Annotated in this window: 5 protein-coding genes; 3 read left to right on the forward strand and 2 right to left on the reverse strand. The window is 70.1% G+C overall.

Annotation, left to right across the window (positions count from 1 at the left end; genetic code table 11):
* Positions 1-83: 83 nt before the first annotated feature.
* Both ABIA32_RS31825 and ABIA32_RS31830 read right to left on the reverse strand, forming a co-directional pair.
* Positions 84-7,343: an amino acid adenylation domain-containing protein gene (locus ABIA32_RS31825; protein ID WP_370103042.1), complete on the reverse strand. Its 7,260-nt coding sequence runs from the start codon at positions 7,341-7,343 to the stop codon at positions 84-86.
* 30 nt (positions 7,344-7,373) lie between these two features.
* Entirely contained in the window at positions 7,374-15,686 is an 8,313-nt protein-coding gene (locus ABIA32_RS31830) for an amino acid adenylation domain-containing protein (RefSeq protein ID WP_370103044.1), read from the reverse strand.
* A gap of 350 nt (positions 15,687-16,036) precedes the next feature.
* Here ABIA32_RS31830 and ABIA32_RS31835 point away from each other — a divergent pair, with 350 nt between their 5' ends.
* Genes ABIA32_RS31835 through ABIA32_RS31845 form a run of 3 tightly spaced genes read left to right on the forward strand, consistent with a single transcriptional unit; the run spans position 16,037 to position 17,802 of the window.
* Positions 16,037-16,243 (forward strand): MbtH family protein, encoded by a 207-nt coding sequence (locus ABIA32_RS31835; protein ID WP_370103046.1) that lies wholly within the window; start codon positions 16,037-16,039, stop codon positions 16,241-16,243.
* Between the two features lie 13 nt (positions 16,244-16,256).
* Positions 16,257-17,063: a proline hydroxylase gene (locus tag ABIA32_RS31840; RefSeq protein ID WP_370103048.1), complete on the forward strand. Its 807-nt coding sequence runs from the start codon at positions 16,257-16,259 to the stop codon at positions 17,061-17,063.
* A 46-nt stretch (positions 17,064-17,109) separates the two neighbouring features.
* Positions 17,110-17,802: an alanyl-tRNA synthetase gene (locus ABIA32_RS31845; RefSeq protein ID WP_370103050.1), complete on the forward strand. Its 693-nt coding sequence runs from the start codon at positions 17,110-17,112 to the stop codon at positions 17,800-17,802.
* Positions 17,803-17,829 lie beyond the last annotated feature (27 nt).

Consider the following 17,829-nt stretch of genomic DNA (forward strand, 5'->3'; position numbering starts at 1 on the left):
AAGGGGGCGCCCGGCCCGGGTGAGGGCCGGGCCGGGCGCCCTTGGTGCGGGAAGGCAGTTCGGTGCGGGAAGGCGGTGCCGGCTCAGGCCGTCAGCGCGAGCACGGGCTGGGCGGCCGCGGATGCGGCGTGGGTGGGTCGGGGAGCCTGGGAGGCCGTGTCGGCCTCCAGACGATCGGCGATCCTGGGTCCGATGAGTTGCAGCGCCTCGGGTCCGGTCATCTCGGCGTGGGTGGTCGAAAGGACGTGGTGCTCCAGACCCGCCACGAACGGCGTCCACAGCCCGGCCGCCTCGTCGACGGTCAGCCCTTCCAGGCCGGCCTGGAAGAAGAGCACCTCGCCGTCGAAGCGACGGGGGGTGAAGGCGCGCATCAGCCGGACGTTGTTGACGGTCACGGCCATCAGGGCCTGGATCGCGCGCTCGTCCAGTCCGGACAGGATGCTCCCGCGCTCGTGGAGGAGGGCCAGTACCCGGGCGGGGCTGACCGGGAGGTCCGCCTCGGCCGCGCCTTGAAGGACGTCGACGCCGTCGAAGGCCAACTGCAGGACCGAGCGCTCGTCCATGACCTCGTGCTCGCCGTTGGAGCCGCCGGGGTAGGCGTCCAGCAGCGCGAGCAGCGAGACCTCCTCCCCCAGGTCGCGCAGCAGTGTCGCGATCGCATGCGCCACCGCGCCGCCGAAGGACCAGCCGGCGAGGCGGTACGGTCCGCTCGGCTGGACCCGGCGGATCTCCCGCAGGTAGTCCGCTGCGATCTCTTCGACGCTGTCCGGGAGTTGGACCGGGCGGGCCAGACCGCGGGACTGGAAGGCGTACAGCGGGACCCGCGGGTCGAGATACCGGGTCAGGCCGGCATAGCACCAGCCCATGCCGCCTCCGGGATGGATGCAGAACAGTGGCGCCTCTTCCCCGTCGGGGCGCAGTGCCAGCACCGTCTCGAAGGTGCCGTCCTCGTCGTCGCCGTCGTCTCCCGTGGTGTCGTCGCCGATGGCTGCGGCGAGGGCGGCCACGGTGGGCGCCGCGAAGAGCCCGGCCACGGCGAAGTCGGCGTGCAGGGTGCGGCGGATCCGGTTGACCAGCCGGGTGGCCAGCAGCGAGTGGCCGCCCAGGGCGAAGAAGTCGTCGTCGATCGAGACGTCGGCCAGTCCCAGGACGTCGGCGAAGAGGCCGCACAGCAGTTCCTCGCGGGCGTTGCGGGCCTTGCGGCCAGCTGCCTGGACGGTCGGCGCCGGCAGCGCCTTGCGGTCCAGTTTGCCGTTGGGGGTCTGTGGGAGGGCGTCGAGGACGACGAAGGCGGACGGGACCATGTAGTCGGGCAGCCGCCCCGCCAGCTTGTCGCGGAGCGCGGTGGTGTCGACGCTGTCGCCCGGACCGGGGACCAGGTAGGCGACCAGCCGTCGGTCGCCCGGGCGGTCCTCGCGGACCACCGCGGCCACCTGGAGCAGGGCCGGGTCGGCGGCCAGGGCCTTCTCCACCTCGCCGAGCTCGATCCGGAAGCCGCGCACCTTGACCTGCCCGTCGGCGCGCCCGACGAACTCGAGGGTGCCGTCACCTGCCCAGCGCACGATGTCGCCGCTTTGGTACATGCGTGCCCCTCGCTCGTCGGTGAAGGGGTCGGCGACGAACCGGCTCGCGGTGAGGCCGGGCAGGCCGAGGTAGCCGCGGGCCACTCCGGCGCCGCCGATGTAGAGCTCGCCGGGGACGCCGACCGGAACCGGGGCCAGACGCTCGTCGAGGACGTAGAGACGGGTGTTGTCCATCGCGCGGCCGATCGGCACGGTGCGGCCCAGGCGGTGGGGTGCCCGCATCGGGTGCCAGGAGCACACCACCGAGGTCTCGGTGGGGCCGTAGGTGGCCACGATCTCGGTCTGCGGGCAGCTGTCCACGGCCCGCTGCACGCCGCTGACCGGGACGTTGTCGCCTCCGGTCCACACCTGGCGCAGCATCCCCAGCGCGGCTGGCTCCTCCTCGGCCATGAGGTTGAACAGCACCGGGGTGAACAGTGCCGAGGTCACCCGGTGCTCGGCGATGAGCCGGGCGTACTGGCGGGTGTCCAGCGATCCGGCCGGAGCCACCACGATCTGACCGCCGTTCAGCAGCGGCACCCACAGCTCGTAGGTGGACGCGTCGAAGGCGTGCGGGGCGTGCATCAGGACCCGTTCCTGGGCGCCGCCCTGCCAGCAGGCGTCGGCGGCGAGGTCGGCGATGTTGCGGTGGGTGACCGCGACGCCCTTGGGCGTGCCGGTGGAGCCGGAGGTGTAGATGATGTAGGCCAGGTGGTCCGGTTGGACGGCGGCCTCAAGGTCACTGTCCGGCTCATCGGCCAGCGTCGGATCATCGAGGTCGACCACGGCGGTGCCGCGGGCCCGTTCGAAGCGCACGAGCTCGTGATCACGCATCGCGGCGTCCACGACCAGGACGCGCGCGGCCGTGCCCTGGAGCACGAAGCGCATCCGCTCGACCGGATAGCCCGAGGGAAGGGGGACGTACGCGCCGCCGGCCTTGATGACGCCGAGGGTGGCGGCCACCAGGTCGGCCGAGCGCTCCAGCAGGGTGGCGACGGTCCGGTCGGGACCGACGCCGAGCTTGGAGAGCCGGTGCGCGAGCTGGTTGGCCCGCGTGTTCAGCTGCGCGTACGTCAGACGTCGTGTCGCGGAGGTGACCGCTACGGCGTCGGGGTCCGTTGTGGCGCGCGCCTCGACCAGTTGGGCGAGGTTGCGCGTCGGCACGGGTCGCTCGGGTCCGCTCCAGGCGCGCAGCAGTGCGGTGCGCTCCGGTGGGGCGAGGAGGTCCAGGCGGCTCAGGGGCTGCCCGGAGTCGGTGGCGGCCGCGTCGAGCAGCCGGACCAGGCGGTCCGCCAGGGTCTGGGCCGTGGCGCGGTCGAACAGCTCGGTGGCGAAGACCACTGCGCCTTCCAGTCCGACCGGTGAACCGTCGCTCGCGTAGCTCTCGGTCAGGTTGAACTGGAGGTCGAACTGGCAGACGTCGACGCCGGGGTCCACGTTCGTGACCTCCAGATCGGCCATCGTGAAGTGGGCGGCGGCGTTGTTCTGCAGGACGAGGGTGGTCTGGAAGAGGGGGTGGCGGGCGCGGGTGCGGGTGGGGTTGAGGGCTTCGACGACGCGGTCGAAGGGGAGGTCCTGGTGTGCGTAGGCGGCCAGCGCCGTGTCGCGGACCCGGTCCAGGAGCTCCGCGAAGGTGGGGTCACCCGAGGTGTCGGTGCGCAGCACCAGGGTGTTCACGAAGAACCCCACCAGGTCGTCCAACGCCTCATCGGTCCGGCCGGCCACCACCGAACCCAGCGGGATGTCCGTCCCCGCACCCAGCCGGGTCAGCAGCGCCGCCAGGCCCGCCTGCAGCACCATGAACAACGTCACCTGACGCTCCCGCGCCAACCCCAGCAACCGCCCGTGCAACCCGGCATCCACCGCCAGCTCCACCACGCCACCGGCATGGCCGGCCACAGCCGGACGCGGCCGGTCCACCGGCAGCTCGATCTCATCCGGCAGACCCGCCAGGGTCTGCTTCCAGAACGCCGTCTGCGCCGCCGCCAAGCTCTGCGGATCCTCACCCTCACCCAGCAGGTCGCGCTGCCACAACGCATAGTCCGCGTACTGCACCGGCAACTCGTCCCACACCGGCGCCACCCCCGCCAGCCGCGCCTGATACGCCACACCAAGATCCCGACCCAACGGACCCATCGACCAGCCATCAGCCGCAATGTGATGCACCACCAACAACAGCACGTGCTCCTGGGGGGCCAGCTCGAAGAGCCCCACCCGGGCAGGCAGATCGGCCGCGAGGTCGAAGGGGCGGGCCGCGGCGTCGGCCAGGTCCTGTGGCAGGCGGTCCTCGGTGGTGCGGTGTATCGCGAGCGGTATCCGCCCCTCCTGGAGGATCACCTGGTGGGGGTGGCCGTCGATCTCGTGCAGCACGGTCCGCAGGACCTCATGACGCAGGGCCAGGTCGCCCATGGCCGCGGCGAGGGCATCGCGGTCGAGCGTGCCGTGCAGCCGGAGAATCATCGGCAGGTTGTAGAGCGAGTTCGGTCCCTCCAGCCGGTGCATGAACCAGAGCCGCTGCTGCGCGAAGGAGAGCGGTAGCAGGTCCGGTCGTCGGGCGGCGACGAGGGCGGGGCGGCCTTCGTCCTTTCCCAGCCGGCCGCTCAGTGCTGCGACTGTCGGCGCTTCGAAGAGGTCTCTGATGCCGACTTCGGCGCCGAGTGCGGCGCGGACGCGGCTTGCCAGTCGGGTGGCCAGCAGCGAGTGGCCGCCCAGGGCGAAGAAGTCGTCATCAACGGAGACCTCGTCCTTCCCGAGGAGGTCCGCGAAGATGCCGCACAGGACGCGCTCGCGCTCGGTACGCGGTGGGCGGCCCGCCGGGGCGTCGCCGGTTGCCGGGGCGGGCAGTGCGCGGCGGTCGAGCTTGCCGTTGATGGTGAGCGGCAGCGTGTCGAGGACGACGAAAGCCGAGGGGACCATGTAGTCGGGGAGTGTGGCGGCGACCTTGGCGCGGAGGTCTGCGGGGTCTGCGGGGTCCGCGCCGGCCACCTCGGCGACCACGTAGGCAACCAGGCGCTTGTCGCCGGGGCGGTCTTCACGGGCCAGAACCGCGGCCTGGCTCACCCCGGGGATGCGGGACAGTACGAGTTCGATCTCGCCGAGCTCGATGCGGAAGCCACGCAGCTTGACCTGGCCGTCGACGCGGCTGACGAAGTCCAGCAGTCCGTCACGGGTCCAGCGGACCAGGTCGCCGGTGCGGTACATGCGCCCGCCGGCCGGCGGGCCGAAGGGGTCGGCGACGAATCGTTCGGCGGTCAGTCCCGGCCGGTTCTCGTAGCCGCGGGCCAGACCGAGGCCGGCCAGGTAGAGCTCGCCGGTCACGCCGGGCGGCACCGGCCGCAGGCGCGCGTCGAGCACGTAGGCGCGCATGCCGTCCATGGGTCGACCCATCGGGATCGTGGCGCCGACCTGATGCGGTGCCCGCAGCAGGTGCTGGGTGGCGAAGAGCGTCGTCTCGGTGGGGCCGTACGTGGGGCGTACCAGCGTCTTCGGGCAGGCGTCGAGGACCCGTTGCACGGCGGCAGGCGGAATGACGTCGCCGCCCGTCAGCACTTCGCGCAGCCCGGTGAAGGTCTGCGGGTCCTCTTCGGCGACCACGCGGAAGAGGCCAGCGGTAAGGAGCACGCTGGTGAGCTGTTCGGCACGGATCAGTCGTCCCAGCGTCGCGGCGTCCAGGTTGCCGGGTGGGGCCACCACGACGGTGCCGCCGGTCAACAGGGGGATCCACAGCTCGTAGACGGAAGCGTCGAAAGCGACTGGGGCGTGCAGCAGGATCCGCTCGGGTGGCCGCTGCCAGCAGCGGTCCTGGACGAAGGCGGCCAGATCCCGGTGGGTGATTCCGATGCCCTTGGGCGTCCCGGTGGATCCCGAGGTGTACATGAGGTAGGCGAGCTGTTCGGGGTGGACCGCGGCGCTGGCCGGGGCGGGGACCGTGGTGTGAGCCGTGTCGATGCCGGCGTTGCGCGCGTCGCTGCCTCCGTCTTTCGCTGCCTTCGTGACCGGCTCGGTCGGTGCCACCAGGTGCGCGGTGCCGTCGGGGCGCAGCGGCACGATCGGGTGGCCGCTCATCGGCACGTCGGTGAGCAGGACGGCGGCCCGGGTGTCGGCGAGCACGACCGCCATCCGGTCGGCGGGGGCGCGCTGGTCGAGGGGGACGTAGGTGGCCCCTGTCTTGAGGACGGCGAGCAGGGAGACGATCAGGCCCGGCGAGCGCTCGTGCAGCACCGCGACACGGTTCTCGGCGCCGACTCCATGTGCGTGCAGGATGGCGGCGAGGCGGTCCGACGCGGCGTCGAGCTCGTGATAACTGAGCGTGGACCCCTGGAAGGAGACGGCCGTGGCGTCGGGGTGCAGCCGTACGCGGTCCCGGAAGAGTTCCGGGACGCTGGTGTGCGGTTCCTTCGCCTCCGGTCCCTGCCAGCGCGTTAGCACCTGTTGCCGTTCCGCGGCGCTGAGCAGCTCGATGCTGCTGATCGGCTGGTCCGGGGCGGCGGCGACCTGGCGGAGTACGGCGGCCAGACGGTCTGCGTAGTCCTGGGCGGTGTCCTGGTCGAAGAGGTCGGTGCTGTACTCGATCCAGCCGGTGATTCCCTTGGGGGCGCCCTGGGCGGTGTAGTCCTCGTTCAGCGTGATGGCGAGGTCGAACTGGGAGATGCCGGCGCGGATCTCCTGTGCGGTCACCTGAAGGCCGTCGAGGGCGAAGCCGTCGGCGGCGTTGTTCTGCAGCGCCACCATCGTCTGGAAGAGGGGGTGTCTGGCCAGGGAACGGCTCGGGTTGAGGGCTTCGACGATCTGGTCGAAGGGGAGGTCCTGGTGGTCGTAGGCGGCCAGCGCCGTGTCGCGGACCCGGTCCAGGAGCTCCGCGAAGGTGGGGTCACCGGAGGTGTCGGTGCGCAGCACCAGGGTGTTCACGAAGAACCCGACCAGGTCGTCCAACGCCTCATCGGTCCGACCGGCGGTTACCGACCCGAGGGGGATGTCGGTCCCCGCACCGAGGCGCGTGTAAAGGGTCGAGACGGCGGCCTGGACGGCCATGGTCAGTGTGGCTCCGTGCTGCACCGCGGCTCTCTGCAGCCGCCGGTGGGTGTCGGCGTCGACGGCGAGCCGGACGATGCGGCCCTGGTGGCTGGGGACAGCCGGCCGGGGCCGGTCGGTGGGGAGCTCGAGTTGTTCCGGCAGGTCGGCGAGTGCCTGGCGCCAGTAGTCGAGTTGCCGGGCGGCGACGCTGTCGGGGTCCTCGCTGTCGCCGAGCAGGTCACGCTGCCACAGCGCGTAGTCGCCGTACTGCACCGGCAGCTCGTCCCACTGCGGCGGCCGGCCGGCCAGTCTGGCGCTGTATGCGGTGCCGAGGTCCCGGGCGAGTGGCCCCAGCGACCAGCCGTCAGCGGCGATGTGGTGAATCACCAGGAGCAGCACTCTCTCCTGCGGACCGACTCCGAACACCCAGCAGCGGACGGGGATCTCGTTCGACAGGTCGAACGGGTGCCTGGCGGCCTCGGTCAGTTCGTCGAGCAGCCGGTGCTCGGGCACGCCTCCGACCAGGGTCAGCTGGGGCTTCGCGTCGGGCAGCACGATCTGTTGCGGCTCCTCGCCGTCGTCCTCCTGGTACACCGTGCGCAGCACCTCGTGCCGTTCTGCGACGTCGGCCAGCGCCTTGGACAGGGCAAGCCAGTCGAAGGGGCCCGTCAGTCGCAGTGCGAGCGGCAGGTTGTAGGTGGGGCTGGGGCCTTCCAACCGGTGCATGAACCAGAGCCGCTGCTGTGCGTAGGAAAGCTGGAGTGTCATCGCGATGGTCTCCTCGGCGGGTCGGGCGTATCAGACCCGGGCGCGGGGCCGCAGGGCTGGGCGGGCAAGGGTTGGCCGGGCAGGCGCTGCCGGAGCTGCCGCTAGCCGTTCGGACAGACCCGCCACGGTCGGGGCTTCGAACAGGGCGCTGACCGACAGCTCGGCGCCGAGCGTCGTGCGGATGCGGTTGGCCAGTCGCGTGGCGAGCAGTGAGTGGCCGCCCAGGTGGAAGAAGTTGTCGTCGATACCGACGTCGACGCCCCCGAGGGCCTCGGCGAAGAGCGTGCACAGCGTCTGCTCGCGCTCGTCCCGGGGTGCGCGCCGCTGCGCGAGGGCCTCGTACTGGGGTGCTGGTAGGGCTTGGCGGTTGACCTTGCCGTTGGGGGTCAGCGGCAGGGCGTCGAGCACGAGCAGGGCGGCAGGCACCATGTAGTCGGGCAGGGTCCGGGCGAGCCTTTCGCGGACGGGTCCGGGGTCACCGGCCGACCCGGGTTCCGGTGTGAAGTAGCCGACGAGTCGTTTGTCGCCGGGGCGGTCCTCGCGGACCATCACCACCGCATGCGCGACATCGGGATCGGCCGCAAGCGCGGCCTCGACCTCACCCAACTCGATCCGGAAACCACGCAGCTTGACCTGACCATCGACCCGACCGACGAACTCCAGCTCACCATCCGGCGTCCACCGCACCACATCCCCGGTCCGATACATCCGCACCCCGGGCACCCGCGCGAACGGATCCGCCACGAAACGCTCCGCCGTCAGACCCGGCCGCGCGACATAACCACGACCCAACCCGTCACCGGCGATGTACAACTCCCCCGCAACCCCAACCGGAACCGGCTCCAACCTGGCATCCAGCACATACAAACGCGTGTTGTCCATCGCAGCACCGATCGGCACACCCACCGCATCCGCAGCGACATCCCGCACCACATGCGTGGTCGCATAGACGGTGCACTCCGTCGGCCCATACAAGTGGATCAACTCGAAGTCCGGACCCGCGGCCGCGAGCATCGCCCGCATCGCCCGCGGCGAGCACGCCTCACCACCGGTCCACAACTGCCGCATCCCCGCCAGCACCTGCGGAATCTCATCAACCAGCACATTGAACAACGACGTCGTGAAGAACCCCGTGGTCACCTCGAACTGCCGGATGATCCGCGCATAGTCCGACACATCCAACTTCCCCGGCCCGGCCATCACGATGCTGCCACCGTTCAGCAACGGCACCCAGATCTCGAACGTCGACGCATCAAACGCGTGGGTCGAGTGCAACAACAACCGATCCGTCGCCGGCGCCCCGAACTGCCGATCCGCCGCATACGAAACCACCGCGCCATGACCGATCGCCACACCCTTGGGAACCCCCGTCGAACCCGAGGTGTAGATCACATACGCCAACTGCTGCGGATCGATCACCAGCCCCGGATCATGATCCGGCTCACCCTCCAGACCCACCTCGCCATCGACCACCAGAACCTCAACACCCAGCGCCCCCGCACTGCCGACCACCTCATGACCCACGTGCGCCGGATCCACCACCAGCACCCGCGCACCCGTCCCGCCCATCACCAGCGCCATCCGCTCCACCGGATAACCAGCAGGCAGCGGCACATACACACCGCCCGCCTTCAAGATCGCCAACGTGGTCACCACCACGTCCACCGAACGCTCCAACAGCATCGCCACCGCGGTCTCACGACCCACACCCCGACCCATCAACCGATGAGCAAGCCGGTTCACCCGCGCGTTCAACTGCCGATACGTCAGAACAAAACCCTCACCCACGACCGCCACAGCATCCGGGCACGCCCCAACATGCGCCTCGAACTGCCCCACAACGCTCCGGCCAGGAACCGACACCACCGTGTCATTCCAGCTCTCCAGCATCAGCGTCCGCTCAGCCCCGAACAGCAACGGTCGGCTCCCGATGGCCTCCTCGGGGGCATCGGCGAGCGATTCGAGAAGGCCGACGAAGCGCTGCGCCAGCTGTTCGACGGTGCTCTGGTCGAAGAGGTCCGCGGCGTACTCGACGGTCAGCTCGATGCCCGCGGCGGCGCCGTCGACGCAGGGCCGCTCCTTGACGAAGAAGGTCAGGTCGAACTTGGCGGAGCGAAAGCGCGGGGCTTCGACGCAGGCCGTCAGGCCTTCGATGTCCAGGCCCACTTCGGCCGTGTCCTCGTAGGTGAGCGCGATCTGGAAGAGGGGGTGGCGGGCGCGGGTGCGGGTGGGGTTGAGGGCTTCGACGACGCGGTCGAAGGGGAGGTCCTGGTGTGCGTAGGCAGCCAGCGCCGTGTCGCGGACCCGGTCCAGGAGCTCCGCGAAGGTGGGGTCACCCGAGGTGTCGGTGCGCAGCACCAGGGTGTTCACGAAGAACCCCACCAGGTCGTCCAACGCCTCATCGGTCCGACCGGCCACCACCGAACCCAGCGGGATGTCCGTCCCCGCACCCAACCGGGTCAGCAACGCCGCCAGGCCCGCCTGCAGCACCATGAACAACGTCACCTGACGCTCCCGCGCCAACCCCAGCAACCGCCCGTGCAGTTCCGCACCGAGTTCGGCGCGGATCGCCGCACCGGTGTGGCTGGCCACGGCCGGCCGGGGGCGGTCGCGGGGGATGTCGATCTCTTCGGGCAGGCCCGCCAGGGTCTGCTTCCAGAACGCGGTCTGCGCCGCCGCCAAGCTCTGGGGGTCCTCACTGTCGCCGAGCAGGTCGCGCTGCCACAACGCATAGTCGGCGTACTGCACCGGCAGCTCGTCCCACTCCGGCGCCACCCCAGCCAGCCGCGCCTGATACGCCACGCCGAGATCCCGGCCCAGCGGACCCATCGACCAGCCATCCGCGGCAATGTGATGCACCACCAACAACAACGTGCTGTCCAGCTCACCGGTACGGAACAACCACGCCCGCAACGGCAGGTCCGACGCCAGATCGAAGGTCTGCCGCGCCGCCTGATCCACCGCCTCGTCCAACTCCCCCACCGGCACCGCACACACCGTCAACGGCGGCTGCGCGGTGCCTACGGGCAGGAAGTCCTGTACCGGCTCCCCGTGCACGATCCGGAGCACCGTGCGCAGGGCTTCCTGACGGTCAGCCAGGTCACCAAGAGCCGCTTGAAGCGCCTGCGTGTCGACCGGTCCGCGGAGCCGGATGGCCATCGGGATGTTGTAGGTGTCACTTGAGCCCTCCAGGCACGTCAGGAACCAGAGCCGCTGCTGCGCGGAGGAGAGCGGCAAGTTCTGCGGGCGCGGGATCCGGCGCTCCAGGCCGGGGCGGACGGTTCCGCCTTCCAGCACGTCGCAGAGTCCGGAGACGGTCGGTGTCTCGAAGAGGCGCCGCAGCGGCACTTCCAGGCCAAGAGTGGCCCGGACGCGGTTGACCAGGCGGGTGGCCAGCAGTGAGTGGCCGCCCAGGTGGAAGAAGTTGTCGTCGATGCCGGCGTGCCGCAGGCCCAGCACTTCGGCGAAGAGCGAGCAGAGGATCTCCTCGCGGGGATTGCGCGGCGGTCGGCCCGAGGTGCCGGCGGCTGCCGGATAGTCGGGCACCGGGAGGGCCTTGCGGTCGACCTTCCCGTTCGGGCTGAGCGGGAAGGCGTCGAGGAGGACCAGGGCGTCGGGGACCATGTAGGCCGGCAGTGCGGTCTGCAGCCGGACGCGCAGGGCCTGGACGTCGGGTGTGGAGCCGGGCACGGCTATCAGGTAGGCGACCAGGCGCCTGTCACCGGGCCGGTCCTCCCGGACCACGGCCTTGACTTGGGCGACGCTCCCGTCGCGGGCGAGGGCGCCCTCGATCTCGCCGAGTTCGATGCGGAAGCCGCGGATCTTGACCTGCTCGTCTGCGCGGCCGACGAACTCCAGTTCGCCGTCCGGCGTCCAGCGCACCACGTCGCCGGTGCGGTACATCCGCGCGCCGTCGAGGGGGGCGTAGGGGTCGGCGACGAAGCGCTCCGCGGTCAGGTCGGGGCGGCCGACGTAGCCGCGGGCCAGGCCCGCGCCGCCCAGGTAGAGCTCGCCCGGGATGCCCGGCGGCACCGGGCGGAGCCCGGAGTCGAGCACGTAGGCGCGGGTGTTCCACAGCGGTCGGCCGATCGGGGCGGCCAGGGCGTCGCCGCGGTCGCCTGCGGTGCCGAGCACGGCCGTGGTGGAGGTGCAGGAGACCTCGGTCAGGCCGTAGACGTGGATCAGTCGGGCGGGCTGGCGCTCCCACATCTGCAGGCGCTCGGGGAGGATCCGCTCGCCGCCGGTCGCGACGAAGCGGAAGCCGGCCGGCAGGGTGCGGCCCGATGCGTGCAGGTCGTGGGCCCACTCGTGCCAGTAGGCGGTGGTGAGCTCCAGGCCGGTGATGCGAAGGTCAGTGACGACGTCGGCCAGGTCGGCGCCGCTGGTCAGTACTGGTTCGTCGGTGATGACGACGGTGGCTCCGACCGCCAGGGCCGGCAGCAGTTCCTCGAGCAGCACGTCGAATCCGACCGACGCGAGCTGCAGGATCCGGTCGGCGCTGGTGAGAGCGAAGGCTTCGACCATGGCGAGCGTGTAGTTGAGCAGCGGCCCGTGGGCGAACATGACGCCCTTGGGGCGACCGGTCGAGCCGGAGGTGTAGAAGACGCAGGCCAGGCTTTCGGGGGTGATCGCGGCGAGAGGGGCGTAGCCGGCTTGCTCCCACGGCTCGTCCAGGCAGAGCAGCGGCTGGCCGGCGAGGGCGGAGGCGAGGGAGGCGTTCGCGTCGAGGGCGGATCGCTGGGTCAGCACCGCGGTGGGCGCGGAATCGGCGAGGATCGCGCTCAGCCGGGCCTGGGGAAGCTTCGGGTCGACCGGCAGGAAGCCGGCTCCTGCTTTGAGCGCGGCGCTGACGGCGACCACCAGGTCGGCGCAGGACGGCATGGCCAGCATGACCGTGTCGCCGGGGGCGACGCCGCGGGCCCGCAGGAGAGCGGCGAGGTCGCGCGCCCTCTCGTCCAGCTCCCGGTAGCTCAGTCGGGTCTGGCCGTGCTCGACGGCGAGCGCCTCGGGCGTGCGGGCCGCCTGCTCGGCGAGGAGAGCGGGCAGGGTGCGCGGCGGAAGCTCTTGGGTGGTCGCGTTCCAGCGCTCCAGCACGAGCTCGCGCTCCTGATCGGAGAGCAGTTCGGCGGCGGCGATCGGCTCCTCGGCGCGGGCGGCGAACTGGTCGAGCAGCCGGACCAGTCGTTGCCCCAGCGCTTCGGCTGTGGCTCGGTCGAAGAGGTCGGTGGCGTATTCGACCTGGAGTCGCAGTCCGTCGGGGCTGCCGTCCGGGCCGTACCGCTCCAGCGTGTTGAAGCACAGGTCGAACATCGCCGCCAGGCTCGGCACCTCGGCGGATTCGACCTGGGCGGCCTCTCCCATCGTGAAGTGGGCGGCGGCGTTGTTCTGCAGGACGAGGGCAGTCTGGAAGAGGGGGTGGCGGGCGCGGGTGCGGGTGGGGTTGAGGGCCTCGACGACGCGGTCGAACGGGAGGTCCTGGTGTGCGTAGGCAGCCAGCGCCGTGTCGCGGACCCGGTCCAGGAGCTCCGCGAAGGTGGGGTCACCCGAGGTGTCGGTGCGCAGCACCAGGGTGTTCACGAAGAACCCCACCAGGTCGTCCAACGCCTCATCGGTCCGGCCGGCCACCACCGAACCCAGCGGGATGTCCGTCCCCGCACCCAACCGGGTCAGCAACGCCGCCAGGCCCGCCTGCAGCACCATGAACAACGTCACCTGACGCTCCCGCGCCAACCCCAGCAACCGCCCGTGCAACCCGGCATCCACCGCCAGCTCCACCACGCCACCGGCATGACCGGCCACAGCCGGACGCGGCCGGTCCACCGGCAACTCGATCTCATCCGGCAGACCCGCCAGGGTCTGCTTCCAGAACACCGTCTGCGCCGCCGCCAAGCTCTGCGGATCCTCACCCTCACCCAGCAGGTCGCGCTGCCACAACGCATAGTCCGCGTACTGCACCGGCAACTCGTCCCACACCGGCGCCACCCCCGCCAGCCGCGCCTGATACGCCACACCAAGATCCCGACCCAACGGACCCATCGACCAGCCATCAGCCGCAATGTGATGCACCACCAACAACAACGTGCTGTCCAGCTCACCGGTACGGAACAACCACGCCCGCAACGGCAGGTCCGACGCCAGATCGAAGGTCTGCCGCGCCGCCTGATCCACCGCCTCGTCCAACTCCCCCACCGGCACCGCACACACCGTCAACGGGACTTTCGCTGTGGGGAGGACGACCTGCCGGGTCTCGCCGGCGGTGTCGAGATAGACGGTGCGCAGGCTCTCGTGGCGCAGCGCGACGTCGTCGAGCGCCGCGGACAGCGCCGCGGGCTGCAGTGCTCCGGCGACGCGCAGGACCAGCGGCACGTTGTAGGTCGCGTTCGGTCCCTCCAGCCGGTGCATGAACCAGAGCCGCTGCTGCGCGTGGGAAAGCGGCAGTTGCTGCCGGGGGGCGGTCCGCCGTTCCAGGCGGGGCCTTTCCTCGACCAGGGACGTGGCGATGAGCTCGGCCATGGCTTCGGCGGTCGGGTCCTGGAAGAGCTGGCGGACCGTGAGGTCGGCGCCGAAGGTGGTGCGGATGCGGTTGACCAGACGGGTCGCGAACAGCGAGTGGCCGCCGAGGTCGAAGAAGTTGTCGTCAGGGCTGACCTCAGGCAGTCCGAGCACGTCCGCGATGAGCGCGCACAGCGTCCGCTCCGGCCCGGTTCGGGGCGCTCGACCGGCGCCGGCGTTGTAGGTGGGTGCTGGTAGGGCTTGGCGGTTGACCTTGCCGTTGGGGGTCAGCGGAAGGGCGTCGAGGGCCACGAGCGCCCGGGGGACCATGTAGTCGGGCAGGGTCCGGGCGAGCCTTTCGCGGACGGGTCCGGGGTCACCGGCCGACCCGGGTTCCGGTGTGAAGTAGCCGACGAGTCGTTTGTCACCGGGGCGGTCCTCGCGGACCATCACCACCGCATGCGCGACATCGGGATCGGCCGCAAGCGCGGCCTCGACCTCACCCAACTCGATCCGGAAACCACGCAGCTTGACCTGACCATCGACCCGGCCGACGAACTCCAGCTCACCATCCGGCGTCCACCGCACCACATCCCCGGTCCGGTACATCCGCACCCCGGGCACCCGCGCGAACGGATCCGCCACGAAACGCTCCGCCGTCAGACCCGGCCGCGCGACATAACCACGACCCAACCCGTCACCGGCGATGTACAACTCCCCCGCAACCCCAACCGGAACCGGCTCCAACCTGGCATCCAGCACATACAAACGCGTGTTGTCCATCGCAGCACCGATCGGCACACCCACCGCGTCCGCAGCGACATCCCGCACCACATGCGTGGTCGCATAGACGGTGCACTCCGTCGGCCCATACAAGTGGATCAACTCGAAGTCCGGACCCGCAGCCGCGAGCATCGCCCGCATCGCCCGCGGCGAGCACGCCTCACCACCGGTCCACAACTGCCGCATCCCCGCCAGCACCTGCGGAATCTCATCAACCAGCACATTGAACAACGACGTCGTGAAGAACCCCGTGGTCACCTCGAACTGCCGGATGATCCGCGCATAGTCCGACACGTCCAACTTCCCCGGCCCGGCCATCACGATGCTGCCACCGTTCAGCAACGGCACCCAGATCTCGAACGTCGACGCATCAAACGCGTGGGTCGAGTGCAGCAGCAGCCGATCCGTCGCCGGCGCCCCGAACTGCCGGTCCGCCGCATACGAAACCACCGCGCCATGACCGATCGCCACACCCTTGGGAACCCCCGTCGAACCCGAGGTGTAGATCACATACGCCAACTGCTGCGGATCGATCACCAGCCCCGGATCATGATCCGGCTCACCCTCCAGACCCACCTCGCCATCGACCACCAGAACCTCAACACCCAGCGCCCCCGCACTGCCGACCACCTCATGACCCGCGTGCGCCGGATCCACCACCAGCACCCGCGCACCCGTCCCGCCCATCACCAGCGCCATCCGCTCCACCGGATAACCAGCAGGCAGCGGCACATACACACCGCCCGCCTTCAAGACCGCCAACGTGGTCACCACCACGTCCACCGAACGCTCCAACAGCATCGCCACCGCGGTCTCACGACCCACACCCCGACCCATCAACCGATGAGCAAGCCGGTTCACCCGCGCGTTCAACTGCCGATACGTCAGAACAAAACCCTCACCCACGACCGCCACAGCATCCGGGCACGCCCCAACATGCGCCTCGAACTGCCCCACAACGCTCCGGCCAGGAACCGACACCACCGTGTCATTCCAGCTCTCCAGCATCAGCGTCCGCTCAGCCCCGAACAGCAACGGCTGCTGCGGGTGGTCCTGGCGCTCGGTCATGCTCTCTCACTCCATCGGGTGGACGGCCAACGACCACGTCGATGACAGTTCCCGACGCGATAGGCATCACCGTAGTCAGATCAAGCGCCACCCGTCCAGAGCCTTGTCATGAAGAGATGCATTGCCGTGACAAAACTTGTCATGACGAGTCTCTCAAATGCCTGGTTTTCTTGGGCATTTGCCCCAGAGAGCGGAGAGGCCAGAGTAGCCCTGAAAGTCTGTCATGACATGGATCAATGATGGCATGTCTATAGACACCAGTTGTCACGGTGGGCTAGCTTGTGGGCGCTGCGGTGGCTGCTCTTGAGCTCACGCAGGACCCCATACACGACGTGAACCGGAGGACGAACGTGACGAACCCCTTCGAAGACGACTCTGCGCAGTACCAGGTCCTGGTCAACGACGAGGGGCAGCACTCGCTGTGGCCGTCGTTCGCCGAGGTGCCAGGCGGATGGACCGTGGTCCTCGCCCACTCGGCGCGCCAGGAATGCCTGTCCTACATCGAGCAGAGCTGGACCGATCTGCGCCCGCTGAGCCTGATCGCCGCGACGAGCTGAGGGGAGTGCGAGGATGCCCACCACTGTCAGCGCGCCCAGCGTCCCGGTGCTGTTCGCGAGCGAGACCGCCGACCGGCTGACCGCCGATCACCTGACCCGCCTGGCGGCGGGATCGGTCGGCTCGGTTCTCGTCAAAGACTTCTTCAGCGTCGACCAATGCATCGAGGTGATGCAGTCGCTGCAGACCTGCGAGATGGGCAGCTACGACGAGCAACTGGTCCAGCCCCGGATCGCCAAGCTCGGACCTGCCGCCTACGACTTCTACGGCGACGGCGGGCTGCGCGAGGACTACTGGGAGCACGCCGAGCAGTCCGCGCGTTCCCGCTCCCGGCTGCTGCACGGCAGTGACCCGCTCGATGCCGCGCTCGACCTCATCCGCGAGGCCTGGGGCGAGGCGGTGCTGCCGGCGAGCTCTGGTGGACGGGAGATGTTCGTCGGGATGATCCGCGAGATCAATCAGGGCGCCCGCATGCACTTCGACGAGGTGATCCGGGAGTTCAACGGCATCCTGGACCAGCAGCCGGTCGCCCAGCTGGCCTTCAACTGCCATCTGTCCACCGCGGTCGACGGCGGCGAAGCGGTGGCCTACCGCCGACGCTGGTCCCCGCGCGACGAAGAGCACCGCGACGGCTACGGCTACGACCCGGCGCTGGTCGCGGAAGAGCCCTCTGTGTCGGTCCGGGCCTCCCTCGGCGACGCGGTGTTCTTCGACCCCCGCAACTACCACCTGGTCAGACCCGCCCAGGGCGGAGGCCGCCGGGTCACCTTGTCGTTCTTCGTCGGGGTCACCGCCCGCGGACCCCTGATCGTCTGGTCCTGACACCCCGCGACCGACCGCCGTCGGGCACACGAAAGAAGGCGCAGCCGTGCAGCAGCACCAGCTCTACCTGTCGGACACCTACCTGGGCGAGGTCCTCACGACACCGCTCGTGACGGGCCGCGGGGACGACGGCCTCCCCTGGGTGGCCCTGGCCGACAACATCTTCCATCCGCAGGGGGGCGGGCAGCCGAGCGACGTGGGCACCGTCGACGGGCTGCCGGTCCGGTCCCGCCGCCACGCCGACGGCCTGGTCGTCCTCCAACTGGTCGAACCCGCGGGTACCCCGACCTGGCCGGCCGGCATCGCGCAGCGGGATCTGCCGACCGAGGGGAAGGTGGTCGCCGCCATCGACATGGAGCAGCGCAAGCTGCATGCGGCCCTGCACACCGCCGGCCACCTGCTGCACGCGCTGGTGGGCACGCTGGGCTTCCAGCACGCCGGCAACAGCCATTTCCCCGGCCAGGCGCGGGTCGACTACCGCGTCACGGACCGGGAGGTGGACCGCGAGGCGCTCACCGCACAGGTGAACGACCACTTCGTCCAGGCGGTGAAGGCGGCGCTGCCGGTCACCGCCGAGATCCGCGACGGCGTGCGGACGGTGTCGATCGAGGGGCTGGGCGGCGAGCCGTGCGGCGGAACCCATGTGCCCGACCTGTCCGCCCTGCGCGACGTATCGGTCCGCTCCATCAAGATCAAGAGCGGGCTGATGAAGATCGGGTACACCGCCGCTCACGTGTGACCCCGGCACAGTTGCGCGCCCGTCCCC

This window comes from Streptacidiphilus sp. MAP12-20 (assembly GCF_041262525.1).
Classification (GTDB): domain Bacteria; phylum Actinomycetota; class Actinomycetes; order Streptomycetales; family Streptomycetaceae; genus Streptacidiphilus.